The following is a 19,375-nucleotide window of genomic DNA, read 5'->3' as shown; positions in this document are numbered from 1 at the left end:
TATGGGCATCGATCTTCCGCTGATTTGGCTGATCATCATTATTTTCAGCATCATGATGTATGTGGTCATGGATGGTTTTGATCTGGGCATCGGCCTGCTTTTTCCGCTGGTGAAAGAACGCCACGATCGCGATGTTATGATGAATACCATTGCGCCGGTGTGGGATGGGAATGAAACCTGGCTGGTGATGGGCGGGGCCGGATTATTCGGCGCATTCCCGCTTGCCTATTCGGTGATTCTGGACGCGTTGGCAATCCCACTTACCCTGATGCTTATCGGATTGATATTTCGCGGCGTGGCGTTTGAATTCCGCTTTAAGGCCGCCCCGGAGCGCCAGCATATCTGGGATAAATCATTTTTTGCCGGTTCCCTTATCGCCACCTTTTCGCAAGGGGTGGTATTGGGCGGGTTTATCAATGGCTTTACGGTGCAGGCGCGCCACTACAGCGGCGGCGTCCTGGACTGGCTTACGCCGTTCAGCCTGTTTTGCGGCCTGGGACTTATGGCGGCCTATGCCTTGCTGGGCAGCACCTGGTTAATCATGAAAACCGGTGACCGGCTGCATAGCGACATGAAACGGTGGGCCGGGCTGTTAACCCTGGCGTTGCTGGCCATTATCGCCATTATCAGCGTCTGGACGCCTTTGGCGCAGCCGGCGATTGCGCATCGCTGGTTTAGCCTGCCGAATGTGTTTTTCTTTTTACCCGTGCCGGTGTTGGTATTACTCACGGCCTGGGCGCTGCGGCGCGCGATTATGCGGGACGATACCCATTATTCACCTTTTCTGCTGACCCTGTTTCTTATTTTTATGGGCTATAGCGGCCTGGGCATCAGTATCTGGCCTCATCTTATCCCGCCGTCGATTACCTTTCGGGACGCCGCCGCGCCGCCGCAGAGCCAGGGATTCATGCTGGTCGGCGCCTTGTTTATTATTCCCCTGATCCTGGTCTATACGTTTTGGAGTTATTATGTGTTCCGGGGCAAGGTTAGCCATAATGAAGGCTACCATTGAGGGGGACAGAGCTATGGCGCTGATACGAAAAATGAAACATTCACCGTCCTTGCCGTCCTGGTGGGGCCGTATATTTTGGCTGGTGGTGATTTGGTGTGGCAGTGTGATGGCGTTGTTTATTGTTTCTCTGATATTAAGAATGATAATGAGCATGGCAGGATTGAAAATAGCCCACTGATAAAATATTAGACCAGTAGGCATAACAGACATGCTTCTCTGGCAGGCTTTTTTTGGGTACGCCGCCAGGGCATGGCGTTTATTTATGATGGCCTCCTTGAAATAATGAAGTGCGGACACATAATGATATTGTAGTCTTATAACGATAAGATGTGATGACGTTTTTCCCTGGTGAAGTTTTGCCCGCCACCACTCGCTCCGTTGTGGAACGGCGGGATTTTTTTATCTCAAACTATCATATTATTCGCGATGTTTATGCGGGTATCGCGTTTCACCAAATTCTAAGCTTAATTTACCGCTGACGCTTCTGCCGGCGAAAGCACGGCGCATGGCAATAATAAAATATTGCCTGTTTTTTATGCGTTTACCCGTCAGGTTGCCGGGAATATAAATAAGAAATTTTCTTTAATTTTTTTACAAAATGTAACGGCAACAAATAACAATTTGAATAGGAATGCTTTTTATGAAAAATAAGCAAACCTTGCGTTTTGGGCATAATGCGCTAAAGTTAAAAATGTAAGACGCGCATACACTTTATCTCCTGATATACCTACAGATAAAGGTATGCAAATAAGTAAACCATGAATAAGAGGAATATTATTATGACCGAACATCGTGGTGGTTCAGGTAATTTCGCTGAAGATCGTGAAAAAGCCTCCCAAGCCGGTAAAAAAGGCGGCCAGAATAGTGGCGGTAATTTCAAGAACGATCGTGAAAAAGCGTCTGAAGCCGGTAAGAAAGGCGGTCAGAACAGCAGCCGCAGCTAGTGCTGTTCAGTGCAAAACGCACTATCAACAGAGGTAAGTGCCTATAAAGATGTAAGTACCTATACATAGGTGCCTATAACTCTGTTACCCCGGCGCGTTGACTGCCGTCCGTGCCGGGATTTAATTTTACAAGCAAGAATGACGGCTTATTTTTATTATCCGTGTTGGCCATCCGTAGCGTGATGTTACCAGTTGATTTTCGCATTCGTGAACGTGATTTGCCCCGCCGGCTATCCTCTTCATCACCGCCTGCTTTAGCCCATCATGCAGTATTTTCCTGATCTCAGCACCGCGCCTTTAAAACCTTGCTCTCTAAACGCTAGCCCAGCGCTCCGGTATGCCGTTGCAGGCAAAGCACCAGCGCGTCGAAGGTCGCTTTGCAGCGCGGGCTGGCGCGCAGATCCTCATGCACGATGATCCAGGTGGGCAGGATAAACCCGTACTGTTGCGGCAGTACGCGCACCAGGTCCCCTGCCAGCGCCGTTTGGCATATGCCGATGCCGCAGCCGGCGCGGATAAGCGCCAGTTGGGCCAGATCGCTGTCGGTGCGAAAGGTGAAGGCATCGCGCGTCCATACCGGCAACTGCCTGCGCGCGGCCCGCAGATAAGGCGTTTCTTCATCGAATCCGATCAGCGCATGCCGGGTCAGGTCGGCGGGCGCGGACGGTACGCCGTGCCGGCGCAGATAGTCGCGATGCGCGTAGAGGCCGAGCTTCACATCGCCCACGCGTCTGGCGATAAGCGATTCCTGTTTGGGCGGGGTCATACGAACGGCAATATCGGCTTCGCGCCGCAGTAAGTCCTGTACCCGGTTAGTGGTCACCAGTTCAAGGCGCAGCAGCGGATGCGATTGTTTTAGCTGCGCCAGCATTGGCGGCAATACTTCCGTCCCTATCACTTCGCTGGCCGAAATCCGTACCGTACCGGCGATTTCCCGGCCACGGCCGGTGGCCGCCCTTTCCAGCGCCGCGGCGGTATCGCGCATGGTTTCGGCATACCCCCGTAAGGCTATTGCGCCCTCCGTCGGGGATAAGCCGTTACGCGATCGGATAAACAAGGGCTGGCCGAATGAGGATTCCATGGCGGCGATATGGCGGCCCGCTGTTGGTTGGGTAATGCCCAGGGCACGCGCCGCGCCTGAGAGCGACCCTTCGGTGAGCACGGCGAGAAAAGTGCGGTAGTATTCCCAGCCGATAGTTGAGCCCATAAACTCCCCTCTCTTGTTGACCATACATAAATGTATAGGTTGTAGCCTGACATAGACAATTTCTTTTATACGCCGCCGCATTAAAATTCTCTTATAACCCTTGGGGAGAAATGCGATGAACATAACGGACAATCCGGCGCATACGGCTTTGGTCCTTGGCGCGACTGGCGGCATTGGCGGCGAAGCGGCGCGCAAATTGCATCACGCCGGCTGGCAGGTGCGGGCGCTTTACCGGCAGGCGCCGGCCGCCGGCGAATACCGGGACGGCATCCACTGGCTGCGCGGCGACGCGATGAACCCCGGGGATGTGATGCGCGCGGCGCGGGGGTGCGGCGTGATTGTCCATGCCGTTAATCCGCCGGGCTACCGACGCTGGGCAGAGCTGGTGCTGCCGATGATCGACAATAGCATCCGCGCCGCCGTCGCCGAAAACGCCACCATTATGCTGCCGGGCACGGTTTACAATTATGGACCGGATGCTTTTCCATTGCTGAATGAAGATGCCCCGCAGCATCCGCTGACCCGTAAGGGCGCCATTCGCGTCGAGCTTGAACGGCGTTTGCAGGCGGCGGCCGATCGGGGGGCGCGGGCCATCGTGGTGCGGGCCGGGGATTTTTTTGGCCCACGAGCGGGCAATACCTGGTTCTCGCAAGGCGTGATCAAACCGGGACGGGCGGTGAAGGTGATCAATAGCCCCGGGAAGGCCGGTATCGGCCATCAGTGGTGTTATCTGCCGGACATCGCCGAGACGATGGCGGCGTTGCTGGCCCGGCGTGAGACATTATCGCCTTTCAGCACCTTCCATATGGCGGGGCACTGGGATGATGACGGCATGCAAATGGCGCACGCTATTCGCCGCGTGGTCATGCGCCACGGCGGGCAGCCAGCGTTGCGCGCTTTTCCGTGGTGGCTTACCTCGCTGTTGGCGCCGGTGGTGCCCACCCTGCGTGAACTGCAGGAAATGCGTTATCTCTGGCGCCAGCCGGTTAGGCTTGATAACAGCCGCCTGCAGGCGATGCTGGGCAGCGAACCCCATACGCCGCTGGAGCAGGCGGTGGAAACAACGCTGATGGGCTTGGGGTGTCTTACAGCCCATTGAGGGAAATGCCGGCCCCGGGCGGCCATGATATCACGGCCTCACACACCGGACGCGCGGGGCACCGACGGAGTGATGGTTCCGGCCCCGCGGATACCGTTATTGCCGATCTTATTATGTGATGACCCTCTATGTCCCCGCCGTTACATCGCGTCCAGGCCTCGACAGGATGCCGGATTAGGCCCTATAGTAAGTTGCATAATACAACTATATGGGCAATTTGCATGACAGAGGATGATCTGCCGCTGGTTGACGGCATTCGCGCGGCCTCGCGCCAGATGGTGCGTAAACTGGGGTTTATGCAATCAACCCTGGCTGCAACCGACTATCCGCCTTCGGCTGTGCATGCCATGGTGGAAATTGGCGCGCGGGGCGATATGACGGCGGCGCAGCTCACTGAGCTGCTGGGCCTGGAAAAGTCCAGCGTCAGCCGCATGGTGCGTAAGCTGATTAACGCCGGGGAAGTGAAAGAAACCGCCAGCGCCGTCGATGGGCGCGTCAAACTCCTGGCCTTAACCGCGGCGGGCCAGCGCACCCGGGCCGTTATTGAGGCGTTTGCGCGGCAACAAGTAAGGGCGGCAATGGAACGCATGCAGCAAGCGGAGCGGCAGGCGGTTGCCCGGGGTTTGGCTCTTTATGCCCAAGCCCTGACGTCCCATGGCCAGGCGCCAGCGCAGATCGCCGCGCCGGTGCGTATAGATACGGGTTATCAGCCCGCCGTTATCGGGCGCATCGTACAAATGCATGCGCATTTTTATTCCCGCCATACGGGGTTCGGCCAGTTTTTTGAAGCCAAGGTAGCCAGCGGTTTGGCTGAATTTACCGCCAGGCTGGCGCACCCTGACAACCAATTATGGACCGCCGTCGACAGCGGGCGGATCGTGGGTTCGGTCGCCATTGACGGCGAGGATCTGCCCGGGCGGCAGGCGCATTTGCGCTGGTTTATCGTGGAAGAGGGCCTGCACGGGGCGGGTATCGGCCGGCGTTTGCTGCAAGAAGCGCTGGCGTTCTGCGACCGCCGGGCTTTTACCGCCACTCAGCTGTGGACTTTCAGCGGGCTGGATGCGGCGCGGCGTCTTTATGAGTCACAGGGTTTTGTCCTGGCCGAGGCGTCTCCCGGCCGGCAATGGGGCCGGGAAGTGATGGAACAGCGTTTTGTGCGGCCCTGTCACGCGGATTAGCATCACCACAATTTATAATCATCCGCCGCGCAGCATCAACCCCGGATACCCGGGGCGGTGCCAGGGCTAAAACCTATTCTTTCGGCGCCGGCGCCAGGCCCGCGTAATGCATGCCGGCGCTGGCGACGATATCGCGCCGCGCCAGATAGCGATAGCAGCCTGCGCCCAGAAAGACGCCGATAAACCAGCTGAAGTTCGCCACCTGATGCAGGCTGGGGGTAAAGCTTATCGCCAGCCCTATCAGCACTGCCGGCGCCAGGGCCATGATCGCCTTGGGGTTAAAACCATTATTATACCAATAACGACCGGACGGCGTGGCGTTAAACAGGTCGTCCACCCATACCTTGCCGCGCTTGATAAAATAGAAGTCGGCGATCAGGATCCCGAACAGCGGGCCGATAAACGCGCCCAGCACGTCCAGCGTGTAATGGATAAGCTCCGGCGACTGGAACAGATTCCACGGCGTCAGCAATACCGAGCCCACCGCCGCGATCATGCCGCCGGTGCGAAAGCTGATTTTCTGCGGCGAACAGTTGGAAAAATCGAATGCCGGCGAGACAAAGTTCGCCACGATATTAATGCCTATCGTCGCGATAATCATGGTCAGCAGGCCCAATGCCACCGCCACGCTGCTGCCGACCCGGCTGACGGTTTCAATCGGATCGGTAATCATCTGGCCGAACAGACTCTGGGTACCGGAGACGATGACCACGGTGACAATGGAAAACAGCAGGAAATTGAACGGCAGGCCCCAGCGGTTGCCCCGGCGGATTTCATCCATGCTTTTACCGTAGCGGGAGAAATCGCCGAAGTTCAGCAGCGGTCCCGAAAAATAGGAGACCACCAACGCCACCGCGGTGAGCATTTCCCAGGCCTGCTGGCCCGGGGTCAGCGCTTTGCTGCTCAGGGTAAAGGAGATATTGCTTATCCCGGTCTGGAACAGGATCCAGCCGGCCAGCGCCAGCATCACCACGTAGACCGCCGGTCCGGCAAAATCGATAAACTTCTTGATGGCGTTCATGCCGTGCCAGAACACCATCGCCTGGAGCAGCCACATCACGCCAAAACAGAGCCATCCCAGCGTGGAAAGCCCCAGCCAGTGGCTTTGCGTCAGCGCCTGTAATGACGGCACGAATTTCAGCAATACCAGCATCAGGGCGTTCGCCGCCAGATAGGTCTGGATGCCGTACCAGGCAAAGGCGATAAGCCCGCGGATCACCGCCGGGATATTGGCGCCGAATACGCCGAATGCCTGGCGGCAGATCACCGCGTAGGGCACGCCGGCCATCTGGCTGGGTTTCGCCACCAGGTTGGCGCAGATTTGCACGATGCAAATGCCGAGCAGCAGGCATAACAATACCTGCCAGCTCGCCAGTCCCAGGGTGAAAAAGCTGGCGGCCACCACGTAGCCGCCCATGCTGTGCACGTCCGACATCCAGAATGAAAAAATATTGTACCAGCTCCAGTCCTGCTGGCGGGTAGGGGCTAAATCCTCGTTGCAGAGCTTGGGGCTGTAACGGCTGTGATCGGTGGATCCAATGCTATCGCTTACCTGATGAGTGTTTGGCATGAAATGTGCTCCTCTTATCACTACCCTTGGATGTCGGTACTGAGGAATGATTTGCAGGATCCAGGCCAATGCGACAAAATGTGTATACTTAATTTTTAATTTTGGTATACGGAAATAGATCTCTATCGTATACAGGAGCGGTGAATGTCCAGTTGGTACGGCCTGAAAAGTACTGTTTTTTCGCAGGATAAGGACGATGAGATTTATCACGCCATAGTCAAAGCCATCGTCGAGCATCAGCTGCCGCCCGGCAGCAAATTGCCGGAGGAAGCGCTGGCGGCGGCCTTCGGCATCAGCCGTACCGGCATTCGCAAAGTGCTGCAGCGCCTTGCCGCAGTGCATTTGATCCGGCTTACGCCCAAGCGTGGTGCGCAGGTGATCACCCCGGGGGTGGATGAGGCGCGTCATGTCCTGCTGACCCGCCGCATGCTGGAGTGCGCGAATTTACCGCAGGTGGCGGCACACTGCGAGGCGGTGCATATCAGCGCGCTGGAGGATCTGCTGGCCGGGGAGGCGAGGGCGCATGAAGAGCGGGACGGCGCCACCGCGATTCGTCTTTCCGCGCTGTTCCATGTGCAGCTGCAGGCGATTTCCGGCAACGAGGTGCTGACGCAAATGGTCTCGCAGCTCACCCTGCGCTCCTCGCTGGTGATTGCCGCTTATGGCGCGCCGTGGCAGCAGGGTTGCCGCTGCCATGATCACCAGCAGCTGGTCGCGGTGTTAAAGGCGGGGGATACCCCATCGCTGGTGCGGCAGATGGAACAGCATTTCGACGATATCCTGGCGAATCTTCATTTCGAGCGCAGCGGCGAAACCACGCCGGACTTTGCGCGCTTATTCTCGCCGGCGGTAAAAGGGTAGTACTTGCCCGGTTCCGGCCCTGGGCGGCACAGAAATCTGGCCGCCCGCCCGGGCGTAACCGGATAACCATCGCCGTATATTCGGTGCAGGCACAGGTAGAAAGGAGCCGCGATAATGGCCGCTTGTCGTATACAATTAATCAATCCCAACACCAGCGTTGCCATGACCGAGCGGATCCAGGCGGCCGCGCGGCGCGTTGCCGCGCCGGGCACCGATATCGTCGCGGTCTGTCCGGCGGAGGGCGTGTCGTCGGTGGAAGGGCATTTCGACGAAGCGGTGGCGACCATGGGCGTGCTGCAACGGGTGAAACAGGGCCGCGAACAGGGGATGAACGGGCATGTGATCGCCTGCTTCGGCGATCCGGGCCTGCTGGCGGCGCGGGAACTGGCCGGCGCGCCGGTGGTCGGCATTGCCGAGGCGGCGATGCATATGGCGACCCTGGTGGCGACCCGTTTTTCGGTGGTCACCACCCTGCCGCGCACGCTGGTTATCGCCCGCCAGCTATTGCACAGCTACGGTTTCGAGCGGCACTGTTCCGGGCTGCGCGCCATTGATTTACCGGTGCTGGCGCTGGAGGATCATTCGGGGCTGGCGCAGCAGCAGGTGCGGGAGCATTGCATCCGGGCCAAGCGGGAAGACGGTATCGGCGCCATTATACTGGGCTGCGCCGGAATGGCCGACCTGGCGCAGGAACTGACCGGGGAACTGCAGCTGCCGGTGATAGACGGCGTCAGCGCCGCCATTAAGCTGATTGAATCCCTGTACGCCATGGGATTGTCCACCAGCAAATACGGCGATCTGGATTATCCGCTGCCAAAAGAGATCAGCGGCCATTTTAACGGGCTGAACCTGTAGACCAGCCCGTAAAACCCGGCATTTAACGTTGCCCGCCGTGGCCTGCGTCGTCAGCCGTCAGGCCGCTTTTTGGCAGGCGGCGGTCGCCGCTACCACGCCGCTTTGCTCCAGCGCCCGCGCGGCGCGCAGGCAGAGATCCTCACGCCACGGCGCGGCGATCAGCTGCACGCCGATCGGCATCCCGCCCGCGATGGTGAGCGGTACGGTCACCACCGGCAGACCCAGAAACGACACCGGCTGGGTCAGCATGCCCATGCTGGCGCGCACCGGCAGCGCCTGGCCATTAACGGTAAACGTGTCCTGGCCGATAAGCGTGGCGCAGCAGGGCGTGGCCGGCGCCAGCAAAATATCCCAGTGGGCGAATAGCGGCTGGATGCGCTCCTGCAAATAGCGGCGAAAACGCTGCGCCTGGATATACCACGCGGAAGGGAGCATCGCGCCGGCCAGCAGGCGCTCGCGCGACAGCGGCTCAAAACGGTGCGGCTCCCGCCGCAACGCCGGCAGGTAACGGTTGCCTCCCTCCGACGCGCTGAGGATAAAGGCCGCCGAGCGGGCGAGCGCCGCCTCGGGGAACATCACCTCTTCGTCCGCGCCCAGCGCCCGGGCGACGGTGTCCAGCGCCCTGGCGGCATCCGCGTCGCACCAAGCGCGGAAATACCCGCCCAGCACCGCGCAGCGCAGCCCCTCCTGTCCCCGGTCCAGCAGCGGCAGCGTCGGGCTGACCGGCCGGTCGGCCTGGAACCCGTCCCCGGGGTCAATGCCCTGCAACGCGTCATAGACCGCGCTGAGATCTTCACAGCACAGCGCCATCGGCCCGATATGATCCAGACTGGCGACAAATGAATGCGTACCGCCGCGCGACAGCCGGCCAAAGGTGGGTTTTAAGCCCAGGATGCCGCACAGTGACGACGGCACCCGGATGGAACCGTTGGTATCGCTGCCCAGGGAAAACTTTACCAGCCCGGCGGCCACCGCGGCGGCCGACCCGCCGGAGGAGCCGCCGGCGATGCGCGCCGGGTCGCGTGGATTGCGGGTAGCGCCATAATGGCTGTTCTCGGTGGTAAAACCATAGGCGTAGGCATCCATATTCAGCATGCCGGACAGCAGGGCGCCGCTGCCGGCCAGTTTGGCCACCGCCCAGGCGTCCCGCTGCGCCGCGGCGCGATCGCTGTACAGGCTGGCGCCGGCCAGGGTTGTTTCGCCCGCCACGTCAAACAGGTTTTTCACGCCATAAGGGACGCCCGCCAGCGGCGGCAGGGGGGAGCCGGCACGGCGCAGCGCGTCCAGGGCGTCGGCTTCGCTTAACATTCTCTGCGCCGTGACCCGGGTCCAGGCGTTCAGCGCCGGATTGGCGGCGTCGATGGCGTCCAGGACGGCGCGGGCGATCTCACGGGCCGATACCTCGCCCCCGGCCAGCAGGGCGGTGATCTCGGCTATCGATAATGACGCCAGGGTGGTGATGTTCATGCCTTATAGACTCCCGCCACGTCCAGCCGGTCATCCAGCGGAAAGGCCATCAGTGGGGCCGCCATGGCGGCGATGCGCTCAAACTGCGCCAGCAGCTCCGCGCGCCTGGCGTCATCAAGCTTAAGCGCCAGCACGCTTTCCATCTGGCGGATATAGGCCGCGCAATCGATGGGAACGGCATCGCCAGGCGGGGAATCGTTTGGCATTGAGTCGCCGGGCGCTGAATCGCCCGGTACTGAAACCATGGGTACCGCATCGGTCGGAATCAAGGGCTTATCCATCAGGTTCTCCAGGTTTTGCTAACACTAAAATCCGGCGGCGCTGCCGTTGCTGCGCGGGTCAAACGCGCCCTCCAGCATCCCGTTGGTATGGCGCACTATCGCGCCGGCGTGTCCGACCGCTTCGCTGAAATCCGGCAGGGACTCCACCTCGTGGCCGAGCACGCGCAGGGCATCAAAGGTGGCGCCGCTAAAACGCCCTTCGAGTTTCAGGGTATCGGTGGCCTGCCCCCAGGTCCGCCCCAGCAGCCAGCGGGGCGCGTTGACGGCTTGCTGCAACGGCATGCCCTGCATGATATGGCGGGTAAATATCGCCGCCTGGGTCTGCGGCTGGCCGTCCCCGCCCATGGCGCCGTAGACCATGACCCGGCCGTCATGCAGCTTTGCGGCGGCCGGATTAAGCGTATGGAACGGATATTTGCCCGGCGCCAGCGCCCGCAAATGCCCGGGCTCCAGGCTAAAGGCGGCGCCGCGGTTTTGCCACAATATACCGCTTTTCGGCAGCACCACGCCGCTGCCGAATTCGTGGTAAATGCTCTGGATAAAGGACACCGCCAGCCCGCTGCTGTCCACCGTGCCCATCCATACCGTATCCCCCGGCGCCAGCATACTGCCCCAGGGCGCGGCGCGTTCGGCGTCCACCCGGCGCGCCAGGCCGTCCAGGAAAGCGGGCGCCAGCAGGGCGTCAGGATCGCAGGCCAGGTGCGCCGGGTCGGTGATAACTTCATCGCGCAGCGCGAACGCCAGCTTGGTGGCCTCGACGATGCGATGGATGGTCTGGGTTTCAGACTGCGCGGCCATGGACAGGCGATCGGTAATGCCGAGGATGGCCAGCGACACCAGGCCCTGGGTGGGTGGCGCCAGGTTAAACAGCTCGCCTTTGCCGTGCGCCAGGCGCAGCGGGGCGCGCCGTCTGGCGCGGTAAGCGGCCAAATCCGCGGCGGTGACCGGCATGCCGATCGCCTTCATTTCCTGGGCCATGCCGGCGGCTACCGGGCCGCGGTAAAAACTGTCCAGTCCCTGCTCCGCCAGGGCGATAAGGGTTTCGGCGAGCCGCGGCTGGGTAAAGCGGCTGCCGGCCAGCGGAATCTCCCGATGGGGAAAAAACACCCGGGCAAAATCCGCCCGGCCCGCCAGTTCGGAGAATTTGGCGCGGGAAGCCTGTTCCTGCGACAGGGAAACCGGCATGCCGTCGGCGGCATAACGGATGGCGTCCGCGAGCAGGCTTGATAGCGGCAGCCGCGGGTAGCCCATTTCCGCCGAGAGCGACAGCGCCTCAGCCCAGCCGGCCACCGTGCCCGCCACCGTCAGCGCCGACATCGCGCCGCGATGGGGGATAAGCGCCTCATCCCGGTAAAAATCGAAGGTCGCCAGCGAACCCGCCGGGCCGCCGGCATCGATGGCGACCGGCTCGCCGCGCGGCGGCACGATAAGCCAGAAACCATCGCCGCCCAGGCCGTTCATATGCGGGTAGACCACCGCGATGGACGCGGCGGCGGCCACCATCGCTTCAATGGCGTTGCCGCCCGCGCGCAGGACGGCCAGCGCGCTTTCACTGGCAAGATGATGAGGCGTTACCGCCATGCCCATCGGCGCCATGGAACTGTTGTTCATCGTGGTCAATATCTCTTGTTAACGGGCGGAGGCTGGCAACAGTTAAGCAAGAGGCGTTCCAACCCGCGCCGCCGGATTCATTTGCCTGCGCCGCGGCAGGATATGCTAGGGTAATATGAAACAAAGGTTGCAGCCGGGAAGGAGATATGAAGCAATTCGATGAGCGCCTGCGCGCCGCTTATGCGCAGCTTTCACCGCAGGAACAGCGGGTCGCCGCGTTTATCCTCGATCATTTCGACGATCTGATCAGTTATAACAGCGCGGAGCTGTCGCGTTTAAGCGGCGTCTCCAAGGCGACCGTCAGCCGGCTGTTCAAACGCCTGGGTTATGATAACTATCGCCAGATGCGCGACGAACTGCGGGTGTTGCGCCAAAGCGGGATGCCGTTAACCGATAGCCGCGACGCGGTCCAGGGCAACACGCTGTTGTCACGGCATTACAAACAGGAAATGGCTAACCTGACCTACTGGGTCAACCGGCTGGACGGCGCGCAGTTTTCCGCGGTGATAACGGCGATGGATAATGCCCGGCGTCTGTGTCTGGTGGGCTTGCGCAACAGCTATCCGGTGGCGATGCACCTGCGCCAGCAACTGCTGCAGGTGCGCGGGCGGGTGAGCCTGCTGCCGCAGCCGGGGCAGACGCTGGCCGAAGAAATAGTGGATCTGACCGCCGAGGATATGGTGGTGGTGGTGGCGTTTCGCCGGCGCACGCCGCAAATCCGGCCGTTATTATTGCAGCTTAAAAATAACGCCGTGCCGGTGCTGCTGATAAGCGAGCCCCAGGCGCAGGCGCTGATTCCGCTGGCGCGCTGGCATATCGCCGCAACGCTTGACAGCGTATCGGCGTTTGATTCCTACTCGTCTGCCATGAGCCTGGCGAACCTTATCAGCAACGCATTGCTGCATCATACCCTGGCCCAGGGACGGGCGCGCATCCACAGTATCGCCGATGGGTATGGCGAACTGGATGAGCTTGAACCCCGGGGTTCATAAAAAAACAGCGCGACATAGCGGTGCGCTTGCACTTTATGGGTGCGTTATTTTCCCGCCGCAGGGCCAAGGCTTTGCCATTCTTGTTAGCATAACCCCGCTTATGGCGGGGCAGGCCTGATGTTTTCCCTTTGCGTCCCCCGGAGTGAATCGATGGTTTCATTTGGCACATTAGTTGCAGATAATTAGCCTGAGAATCATTTGTTTCATTACTTCATCTTGGGAACCCGGTATGCAAATCAGAAAACAGCTTATAGCCCTGGCGGGCGCGGTCCTGTTGTTTACCCAGGCGGGGGCGGCCCTGGCCGATCAGTTACAGCAAATCCAGCAGCGCGGCGTGCTGCGGGTCGCCATTCCACAGGACTTCCCCCCTTTTGGGTCGGTCGGCACCGATCTGCAGCCCCAGGGCTACGATATCGACATGGCGCGTTACCTGGCCGACAAGATGAAGCTGAAATTGCAACTGGTGCCGGTGACCAGCGCCAACCGGGTGCCTTATTTGCAAACGGACAAGGTCGATCTGGTGATTTCCAGTTTGGGTAAAAACGCCGAGCGCGAAAAAACCATTGATTTCAGCCGCGCTTACGCGCCGTTTTTCCTCGGCGTCTTCGGGCCGAAGGACGACGGGCTGAAAGCGCCGGCGGAACTGGCCGGCAAAACGGTGGGGGTGACCCGCGGCGCGGTGGAGGATATGGTGCTGACCGATCTGGCGCCGAAGGATGCCCAGATCAAGCGTTATGAAGATAACAACACCACGCTGTCGGCCTATATGTCCGGCCAGGTGCAGTATGTGGCGACCGGTAATCTGGTGGTGAGCGCCATTGCCCGCCAGAACCCGGCCAAGGCGCCGGCGGCGAAATTTATGCTTAAGGACTCGCCGTGCTATGTCGGCCTGCGCAAGGATGAGCCGGCGCTGAAGGAGAAGGTTAACGCCCTGATCGACGAAGCGCTGAAAGACAATACCCTCAACAGTCTGTCCGAAAAATGGATGAAAGCGCCGCTGCCGGCCGATTTGGGCGCCTGAGGACGCCGCGCCCATGACCTATCAGCTTAATTTCGCCGCCCTGTGGCCCTATACGCCCGAACTGCTGTCCGGGCTGTGGGTGACCCTGATGCTGACCACCGCCGCCACGGCGGGCGGTATTACCCTCGGCGTGTGCGGCGCGGCTATCCGCAGCGGCCGGTATGTCGTGCCGGGCCGGTTATGGGGCGTCTATGTGGAGCTTATCCGCAATACGCCGTTTGTGGTGCAGCTGTTTTTTATCGTCTTCGGCCTGCCGGCGCTGGGGCTGAAAATGACCGCCGGCGAGGCGGCGCTGCTGGCGATGGTGGTGAATCTCGGCGCCTACAGCACTGAAATCATCCGCGCGGGCATCCAGGCCACGCCGAAGGGGCAGTGGGAGGCCGGCCGGGTGCTCGGCCTGTCGCGCGGCCAGGTCTTCCTGCGGGTGGTGCTGCCGCCGGCATTAAAACGCATCTACCCCGCGCTGGTGAGCCAGTGCGTGATCGTGATGCTCGGATCGTCGGTGGTTTCCCAGGTGTCTTATGAGGAGCTGACGTTTGCCGGCAGTCTTATCCAGTCGCGCACGTTCCTGAGTTTTGAGGTGTACCTGGTGGTGACGCTGATGTATCTGATGCTGTCGCTGCTGATGCGCCAGGTATTGCTACGGGCCGGGCGCCTGATCTTCGGCGGAGAAGGGGCATGACGTCGTTTACCGACTGGGATATCCTGCGCAACCTGCTGCTGGCCGCGCGCTGGACGCTGCTGTTGTCGCTGGTGGCCTTTGCCGGCGGCGGCCTGGTGACCCTGCCGCTGATGTTGATGCGCCTGTCGCGCCGGCGCTGGCTAAAGCAGGGTGTTCGCGCCTACAGTAACCTGTTCCAGGGCACGCCGCTGCTGATGCAGCTGTTCCTGGCCTTTTTCGGCCTGGCGCTGTTCGGCATTGATGTCAGCCCCTGGCTGGCGGCGGCGCTGGCATTGACGTTGTTCACCAGCGCGTTCCTGGTGGATATCTGGTGCGGCAGTATCGATGCCCTGCCGAAAGGACAGTGGGAAGCGTCCCGCTGCCTGGGCTTAAGCTTCGGCCAGACCCTGCTGCGGGTCATGGCGCCGCAGGCCATCCGCATCGCCATTGCGCCGACGGTGGGGTTTTCGGTACAGGTGGTTAAAGGCACCGCGCTGGCGTCCATCATCGGTTTTGTCGAGCTGACCAAGGCGGGGACCATGCTCACCAACGTCACCTTCCAGCCGTTTAAAGTCTTCGGCCTGGTGGCGCTGGGGTATTTCCTGATGTGTTATCCCCTTTCCCGCCTCAGCCATTATCTGGAGAAAAAGTATCATGCCGCTGATAACCATTAACCAGGTGCAGAAATATTACGGCCAGAACCATGTGCTGAAGGGGATCGATCTGGATATCGACGCCGGCGAGGTGGTGTCGATTATCGGGCGCAGCGGTTCCGGCAAAAGCACCCTGCTGCGCTGCATCAACGGCCTGGAAGAGTATCAGGAAGGCAGCATTAAGCTGGGCGGCATGACGGTGACCCACCGTGATGCCCAGGCGCGGGAAATCAGTCGTTCGGTGGGGATGGTGTTTCAGAATTTCAATCTGTTCCCGCATATGACCGCGCTGCAAAACGTGATGCTGGCGCCGCGCCGGGTGCTGGGGAAAAATGCGGCCGAATGCCGCGAACTGGCGGTATCGATGCTGGACAAGGTCGGCCTGGGCGACCGGTTGGATTACCACCCCGCCAGCCTTTCCGGCGGCCAGCAGCAGCGGGTGGCCATCGCCCGCGCGCTGGCGATGGATCCCAAGGTGCTGCTGTGCGATGAGATCACCTCGGCGCTGGATCCGGAACTGGTGGGGGAAGTGTTGAAAGTGCTGGAAAAACTGGCCGGCGAAGGCATGACCCTGATCCTGGTCACCCATGAAATGAGCTTTGCCCGCGAAGTCGGCGACCGGGTGGTGTTTATGCACCAGGGCACGGTGTGGGAGCAGGGCGCAAGCCGAGAACTGTTCGCCCGGCCGCGGACGGCGGAACTGAAACAGTTTATTGCCTCGGTACGGGGCCTCGGCGACGCCTAGGCCTGGCTGTCCGGCGCCAGGATCTGCATCCCTGCCGCCGCCTGGATTGGGCGCGGCGGGCAGCGGGGTTCAGGACCGGTGAGGCGGTTCCCCGTTGCCGACTTACTTGGCGTATTACTAAATAGATTAATAGCGTTCTCGGAAGGATAAATCATGTTGGATATTGCGAGCTATGACCAGATGAATCCGCCGGCCCGGCTGCTGATGGGGCCGGGGCCGATTAATGCCGATCCGCGCGTGCTCAGGGCGATGTCGGCCCAGCTTATCGGCCAGTATGATCCGGCGATGACCGGCTATATGAACGAGGTGATGGCGTTGTACCGCCGGCTGTTCAACACCGCCAACCGCTGGACCCTGCTGGTAGACGGCACATCGCGCGCCGGCATCGAGGCGGTGCTGCTTTCCGTGATCCGGCCCGGTGATAAGGTCCTGGTGCCGGTATTCGGCCGCTTCGGCCATCTGTTATGCGAAATCGCCCGCCGCTGCCGCGCCGAGGTACACACCCTTGAGGTTCCCTGGGGAGACGTCTTCAGCCCCGGCCAAATCGAGGACGCCGTGAAACGGATCCGTCCGCGTGTTTTACTGACGGTGCAGGGCGATACCTCCACCACCATGCTGCAGCCGCTGGCGGAGCTGGGCGATATCTGCCGCCGTTACGGCGCGCTGTTTTATACCGACGCCACCGCCTCGTTCGGCGGCAACCGTCTGGACACCGACGCCTGGGGCCTGGACGCGGTATCCGCCGGCCTGCAGAAATGCCTCGGCGGCCCGTCCGGCAGCGCGCCGGTCACGTTGAGCCCGCGCTTTGAAGAGCAGATCCGCCGCCGCAAATGCGTGGAGCAGGGGATCCGCACCGCCGATCATCGGGACGGCGATGATGAAATGATCTATTCCAACTATTTTGATCTCGGCATGATCATGGATTACTGGGGGCCGGAGCGGCTTAATCATCATACCGAGGCCACCAGCATGCTATTCGCCGCCCGGGAGTGCGCGCGCATCCTGCTGCAGGAAGGGCTGGATAACGCCATCGCCCGCCATGAACTGCACGGCGCGGCGATGCTGGCCGGTATCCAGGCCATGGGGCTGGGCGTCTTCGGCGATATACGCCATAAAATGAATAATGTGCTGGGAGTGGTGATACCCGACGGCATCAACGGCGAACAGGTACGGCAACTGCTGCTGAACGATTTCGCCATTGAAATCGGCACTTCGTTCGGCCCGCTGCACGGCAAGATCTGGCGTATCGGCACCATGGGCTATAACGCGCGCAAGGATTGCGTGATGCAGACCCTGGCCGCGCTGGAAGCGGTGCTGAACCGGCTGGGTTTTGCCAGCGGGCAGGGCGCCGGCACGCAGGCGGCCTGGGATCATTACGCAGCCGCGGCGGAGGTGTAATGACGCAACCGAGAATGACGGCGGATTTGGCCGGCAGCGCCGCGCTCAGGGTGATGGCGCGCTGCGATACGCTGGCGGAAATCAGCGCGACGCCGGGCGAGCTGACGCGGGTCTATCTTTCTGCGGAACATCTGCGCGCCAATCTGCAGGTCGGCGCATGGATGCGCGCGATAGGGATGCGTGTCTGGCAGGACGAGGTCGGCAACCTGTGCGGCCGTTACGAGGGGTTGCAGCCGGCGCTGCCGGCCATCCTGCTCGGTTCCCATCTGGATACGGTGCGCAACGCGGGGCGCTACGACGGTATGCTGGGCGTGCTCACCGCCCTGGAGGTGGTGCATTACCTGTACCAGCACCGGCTGCGGTTGCCGATGGCGATTGAGGTCATCGCTTTTGCCGACGAGGAGGGCACGCGCTTCGGCATCGCCCTGCTCGGCAGCCGGGGCCTTACCGGCACCTGGCCGCCGGACTGGCTGGAGCGGTGCGACGCCGAAGGGATAAGCGTCGCCCAGGCGCTGCGCGCCGCCGGGCTGGATGCGGGACTTATCGGCCGGGCCAAACGGGAGAAAACAGCCTTCAGCGCTTACCTGGAGCTGCATATCGAGCAGGGGCCCTGCCTGGAAAATGCGGGACTGGCGCTGGGCGTGGTCTCGGCCATTAACGGCGCCAGGCGCCTGAACTGCCGCTTTACCGGCTCGGCCGGGCATGCGGGCACCGTGCCGATGGCAAACCGCGCGGACGCGCTGAATACCGCCGCGCGCTGGATAGCGCGCATCAACGATATCGTCGCCGCCCACGGCCCGGAGATGGTGGCGACGGTGGGCGAGCTGCACTGCCTGCCGGGCGCGGTAAACGTGATCCCGGGCGAGGTCCGGCTAACGCTGGATGTCCGCGGCCCCGACGACCGCGCGCTGGCGGCATTGCTTGCCGGCCTGCTGGACTGTGCCGCCGCTATCGCCGGGCAGCACGCCTGTGCCTTCGGCAGCGAGGAGTTTTACCGCATCGACGCCACGCCCTGCGATCGACGCCTGCAAGCCGTGCTGGCCGGCAGCGTGCAGGCCGTGCAGCAAAAAAGCCTGTTATTGCCCAGCGGCGCCGGTCATGACGCCATTGCCGTGGCGCAACGCTGGCCGGTGGGCATGCTGTTCGTGCGCTGCGAACGGGGAATAAGCCACCATCCCGATGAAGCGGTCGCCATGGCGGACGTGGCGGCGGCGATCCGGGCTTATCTGGAGGCGGTGCTGACGCTGGCGGAAGGCCCGGCGGGCGACGAACCCAGGCGCGACATTACCGGCGCCGGTTAGACTATGTAGTATAGGAGCAGGGCGGCGCAAGGAGGCGACCCGCACCGATAGGGCGCGCCAGGCGCATCGGGACAGAAAAATATCTTTAGCGATAAATATCTTTCAAGCATGTTCTTTATTCGCCAAACTTGAATGCGGCGGTGTTATATCTTTCGCATATAGAAATAATTATTATTGAATTGAATAAGTGATAAAAAATTTAATTTTTTAATTTAGTATATATTTTAAATTTATTTTATTAACTCATCATTATCGGCAGATACTCAAAGCAACAGGTGACATGGGGAAAGGTATCCATTATGGTAAGCGGCGTCAGCGATACAATACCACCATCAAATCATTCACGCCATCATGAACGGTTGTTGCATAATAATATTAGTAATGCTTTTATTTCTGCTTATTCATCGATTAATAATTTAAAGGAAGATAATACTTCCATAACCGGCGACGATCTTTTCCAGCGGGCGGCGCAATTAAATACGGAGCGCGCTCATCACTGCGGGGCGGAGGAATCATTAA

Annotated in this window: 19 protein-coding genes; 14 read left to right on the top strand and 5 right to left on the bottom strand. The window is 60.7% G+C overall.

Annotated elements, in window-relative coordinates:
* Position 1 precedes the first annotated feature (1 nt).
* From cydB to ACL2XM_RS19615, 3 genes are all read left to right on the top strand, one after another.
* On the top strand, positions 2-1,012 hold the full coding sequence (gene cydB, locus ACL2XM_RS19625) for a cytochrome d ubiquinol oxidase subunit II (protein WP_413721916.1): 1,011 nt from the start codon (positions 2-4) through the stop codon (positions 1,010-1,012).
* Positions 969-1,190 carry a DUF2474 domain-containing protein gene (locus ACL2XM_RS19620; RefSeq protein ID WP_413723556.1) on the top strand — a complete coding sequence of 74 codons (222 nt, stop codon included), beginning with the start codon at positions 969-971 and terminating at the stop codon, positions 1,188-1,190. Before cydB ends, ACL2XM_RS19620 begins: the two co-directional genes overlap by 44 nt.
* A 601-nt stretch (positions 1,191-1,791) precedes the next feature.
* The gene (locus ACL2XM_RS19615) at positions 1,792-1,956 is read left to right on the top strand and encodes a general stress protein (protein ID WP_410012508.1); all 165 of its coding nucleotides are present in this window, start codon (positions 1,792-1,794) and stop codon (positions 1,954-1,956) included.
* A 319-nt stretch (positions 1,957-2,275) separates the two neighbouring features.
* Here the strand turns inward: ACL2XM_RS19615 and ACL2XM_RS19610 are convergent, their stop codons facing one another.
* Entirely contained in the window at positions 2,276-3,163 is an 888-nt protein-coding gene (locus tag ACL2XM_RS19610) for a LysR family transcriptional regulator (RefSeq protein WP_413721917.1), read from the bottom strand.
* Positions 3,164-3,278: 115 nt separating this feature from the next.
* On the opposite strand from ACL2XM_RS19610, the gene ACL2XM_RS19605 reads away from it, so the two are divergent.
* Positions 3,279-4,262, top strand: coding sequence for an NAD-dependent epimerase/dehydratase family protein (locus ACL2XM_RS19605; RefSeq protein WP_413731458.1), 984 nt, complete (start codon positions 3,279-3,281; stop codon positions 4,260-4,262).
* A gap of 221 nt (positions 4,263-4,483) precedes the next feature.
* Entirely contained in the window at positions 4,484-5,440 is a 957-nt protein-coding gene (locus tag ACL2XM_RS19600) for a GNAT family N-acetyltransferase (protein WP_410012505.1), read from the top strand.
* A gap of 73 nt (positions 5,441-5,513) precedes the next feature.
* Here ACL2XM_RS19600 and ACL2XM_RS19595 read toward each other — a convergent pair whose 3' ends face one another.
* On the bottom strand, positions 5,514-7,010 hold the full coding sequence (locus tag ACL2XM_RS19595) for an NCS1 family nucleobase:cation symporter-1 (protein WP_413721920.1): 1,497 nt from the start codon (positions 7,008-7,010) through the stop codon (positions 5,514-5,516).
* A 144-nt stretch (positions 7,011-7,154) separates the two neighbouring features.
* On the opposite strand from ACL2XM_RS19595, the gene ACL2XM_RS19590 reads away from it, so the two are divergent.
* Together ACL2XM_RS19590 and ACL2XM_RS19585 are read left to right on the top strand one after the other, a co-directional pair.
* Positions 7,155-7,871: a GntR family transcriptional regulator gene (locus ACL2XM_RS19590; protein ID WP_410012503.1), complete on the top strand. Its 717-nt coding sequence runs from the start codon at positions 7,155-7,157 to the stop codon at positions 7,869-7,871.
* Positions 7,872-7,985: 114 nt separating this feature from the next.
* Positions 7,986-8,726: an aspartate/glutamate racemase family protein gene (locus ACL2XM_RS19585; protein ID WP_413731456.1), complete on the top strand. Its 741-nt coding sequence runs from the start codon at positions 7,986-7,988 to the stop codon at positions 8,724-8,726.
* A 57-nt stretch (positions 8,727-8,783) separates the two neighbouring features.
* Here the strand turns inward: ACL2XM_RS19585 and ACL2XM_RS19580 are convergent, their stop codons facing one another.
* The 3 genes from ACL2XM_RS19580 to ACL2XM_RS19570 all read right to left on the bottom strand — a co-directional run bounded on the left by ACL2XM_RS19580 (position 8,784) and on the right by ACL2XM_RS19570 (position 12,085).
* Positions 8,784-10,193, bottom strand: a complete 1,410-nt coding sequence (locus tag ACL2XM_RS19580) for an AtzE family amidohydrolase (protein ID WP_413731454.1) — start codon at positions 10,191-10,193, stop codon at positions 8,784-8,786.
* Complete coding sequence (gene hpxX / locus ACL2XM_RS19575) at positions 10,190-10,399, bottom strand: oxalurate catabolism protein HpxX (protein ID WP_413721923.1); 210 nt, start codon at positions 10,397-10,399, stop codon at positions 10,190-10,192. The genes ACL2XM_RS19580 and hpxX overlap by 4 nt, the downstream gene beginning before the upstream one ends.
* A 99-nt stretch (positions 10,400-10,498) precedes the next feature.
* The gene (locus tag ACL2XM_RS19570) at positions 10,499-12,085 is read right to left on the bottom strand and encodes a gamma-glutamyltransferase family protein (RefSeq protein ID WP_413721924.1); all 1,587 of its coding nucleotides are present in this window, start codon (positions 12,083-12,085) and stop codon (positions 10,499-10,501) included.
* Between the two features lie 146 nt (positions 12,086-12,231).
* Here ACL2XM_RS19570 and ACL2XM_RS19565 point away from each other — a divergent pair, with 146 nt between their 5' ends.
* The 7 genes from ACL2XM_RS19565 (at position 12,232) to hpxK (ending at position 18,856) form a co-directional block, all read left to right on the top strand.
* Positions 12,232-13,077 carry a MurR/RpiR family transcriptional regulator gene (locus ACL2XM_RS19565; protein ID WP_410012499.1) on the top strand — a complete coding sequence of 282 codons (846 nt, stop codon included), beginning with the start codon at positions 12,232-12,234 and terminating at the stop codon, positions 13,075-13,077.
* Positions 13,078-13,306: 229 nt separating this feature from the next.
* On the top strand, positions 13,307-14,098 hold the full coding sequence (locus ACL2XM_RS19560) for a transporter substrate-binding domain-containing protein (RefSeq protein WP_410012498.1): 792 nt from the start codon (positions 13,307-13,309) through the stop codon (positions 14,096-14,098).
* Between the two features lie 13 nt (positions 14,099-14,111).
* Complete coding sequence (locus ACL2XM_RS19555) at positions 14,112-14,780, top strand: amino acid ABC transporter permease (protein ID WP_413729018.1); 669 nt, start codon at positions 14,112-14,114, stop codon at positions 14,778-14,780.
* Positions 14,777-15,433 carry an amino acid ABC transporter permease gene (locus ACL2XM_RS19550; protein ID WP_413731452.1) on the top strand — a complete coding sequence of 219 codons (657 nt, stop codon included), beginning with the start codon at positions 14,777-14,779 and terminating at the stop codon, positions 15,431-15,433. Before ACL2XM_RS19555 ends, ACL2XM_RS19550 begins: the two co-directional genes overlap by 4 nt.
* Positions 15,414-16,157, top strand: coding sequence for an amino acid ABC transporter ATP-binding protein (locus ACL2XM_RS19545; RefSeq protein ID WP_410012495.1), 744 nt, complete (start codon positions 15,414-15,416; stop codon positions 16,155-16,157). The genes ACL2XM_RS19550 and ACL2XM_RS19545 overlap by 20 nt, the downstream gene beginning before the upstream one ends.
* A gap of 153 nt (positions 16,158-16,310) precedes the next feature.
* Positions 16,311-17,555 carry a pyridoxal-phosphate-dependent aminotransferase family protein gene (locus tag ACL2XM_RS19540; RefSeq protein ID WP_413727317.1) on the top strand — a complete coding sequence of 415 codons (1,245 nt, stop codon included), beginning with the start codon at positions 16,311-16,313 and terminating at the stop codon, positions 17,553-17,555.
* A complete protein-coding gene (hpxK, locus tag ACL2XM_RS19535; protein ID WP_413731451.1) occupies positions 17,555-18,856 on the top strand; it encodes an allantoate amidohydrolase in 1,302 nt (433 codons plus the stop codon). Before ACL2XM_RS19540 ends, hpxK begins: the two co-directional genes overlap by 1 nt.
* The last annotated feature ends 519 nt before the right edge of the window (positions 18,857-19,375 follow it).

It is taken from the genome of Sodalis sp. RH20 (genome assembly GCF_047324205.1).
Taxonomy (GTDB): Bacteria; Pseudomonadota; Gammaproteobacteria; order Enterobacterales; family Enterobacteriaceae; genus Acerihabitans.
This window is presented reverse-complemented; position numbering and strand designations above follow the sequence as displayed.

Excerpts from the sequence above, each read along its gene's own strand:
- ACL2XM_RS19610 (WP_413721917.1), bottom strand. The coding sequence starts at position 3,163 with ATGGGCTCAACTATCGGCTGGGAATACTACCGCACTTTTCTCGCCGTG.
- ACL2XM_RS19595 (WP_413721920.1), bottom strand. The coding sequence starts at position 7,010 with ATGCCAAACACTCATCAGGTAAGCGATAGCATTGGATCCACCGATCAC.
- ACL2XM_RS19540 (WP_413727317.1), top strand. The coding sequence starts at position 16,311 with ATGTTGGATATTGCGAGCTATGACCAGATGAATCCGCCGGCCCGGCTG.
- ACL2XM_RS19620 (WP_413723556.1), top strand. The coding sequence starts at position 969 with ATGTGTTCCGGGGCAAGGTTAGCCATAATGAAGGCTACCATTGAGGGG.
- ACL2XM_RS19555 (WP_413729018.1), top strand. The coding sequence starts at position 14,112 with ATGACCTATCAGCTTAATTTCGCCGCCCTGTGGCCCTATACGCCCGAA.
- ACL2XM_RS19570 (WP_413721924.1), bottom strand. The coding sequence starts at position 12,085 with ATGAACAACAGTTCCATGGCGCCGATGGGCATGGCGGTAACGCCTCAT.
- ACL2XM_RS19560 (WP_410012498.1), top strand. The coding sequence starts at position 13,307 with ATGCAAATCAGAAAACAGCTTATAGCCCTGGCGGGCGCGGTCCTGTTG.
- ACL2XM_RS19600 (WP_410012505.1), top strand. The coding sequence starts at position 4,484 with ATGACAGAGGATGATCTGCCGCTGGTTGACGGCATTCGCGCGGCCTCG.
- ACL2XM_RS19580 (WP_413731454.1), bottom strand. The coding sequence starts at position 10,193 with ATGAACATCACCACCCTGGCGTCATTATCGATAGCCGAGATCACCGCC.
- ACL2XM_RS19615 (WP_410012508.1), top strand. The coding sequence starts at position 1,792 with ATGACCGAACATCGTGGTGGTTCAGGTAATTTCGCTGAAGATCGTGAA.
- cydB (WP_413721916.1), top strand. The coding sequence starts at position 2 with ATGGGCATCGATCTTCCGCTGATTTGGCTGATCATCATTATTTTCAGC.
- ACL2XM_RS19605 (WP_413731458.1), top strand. The coding sequence starts at position 3,279 with ATGAACATAACGGACAATCCGGCGCATACGGCTTTGGTCCTTGGCGCG.
- ACL2XM_RS19590 (WP_410012503.1), top strand. The coding sequence starts at position 7,155 with ATGTCCAGTTGGTACGGCCTGAAAAGTACTGTTTTTTCGCAGGATAAG.
- hpxX (WP_413721923.1), bottom strand. The coding sequence starts at position 10,399 with ATGCCAAACGATTCCCCGCCTGGCGATGCCGTTCCCATCGATTGCGCG.
- ACL2XM_RS19565 (WP_410012499.1), top strand. The coding sequence starts at position 12,232 with ATGAAGCAATTCGATGAGCGCCTGCGCGCCGCTTATGCGCAGCTTTCA.
- hpxK (WP_413731451.1), top strand. The coding sequence starts at position 17,555 with ATGACGCAACCGAGAATGACGGCGGATTTGGCCGGCAGCGCCGCGCTC.
- ACL2XM_RS19550 (WP_413731452.1), top strand. The coding sequence starts at position 14,777 with ATGACGTCGTTTACCGACTGGGATATCCTGCGCAACCTGCTGCTGGCC.
- ACL2XM_RS19585 (WP_413731456.1), top strand. The coding sequence starts at position 7,986 with ATGGCCGCTTGTCGTATACAATTAATCAATCCCAACACCAGCGTTGCC.
- ACL2XM_RS19545 (WP_410012495.1), top strand. The coding sequence starts at position 15,414 with ATGCCGCTGATAACCATTAACCAGGTGCAGAAATATTACGGCCAGAAC.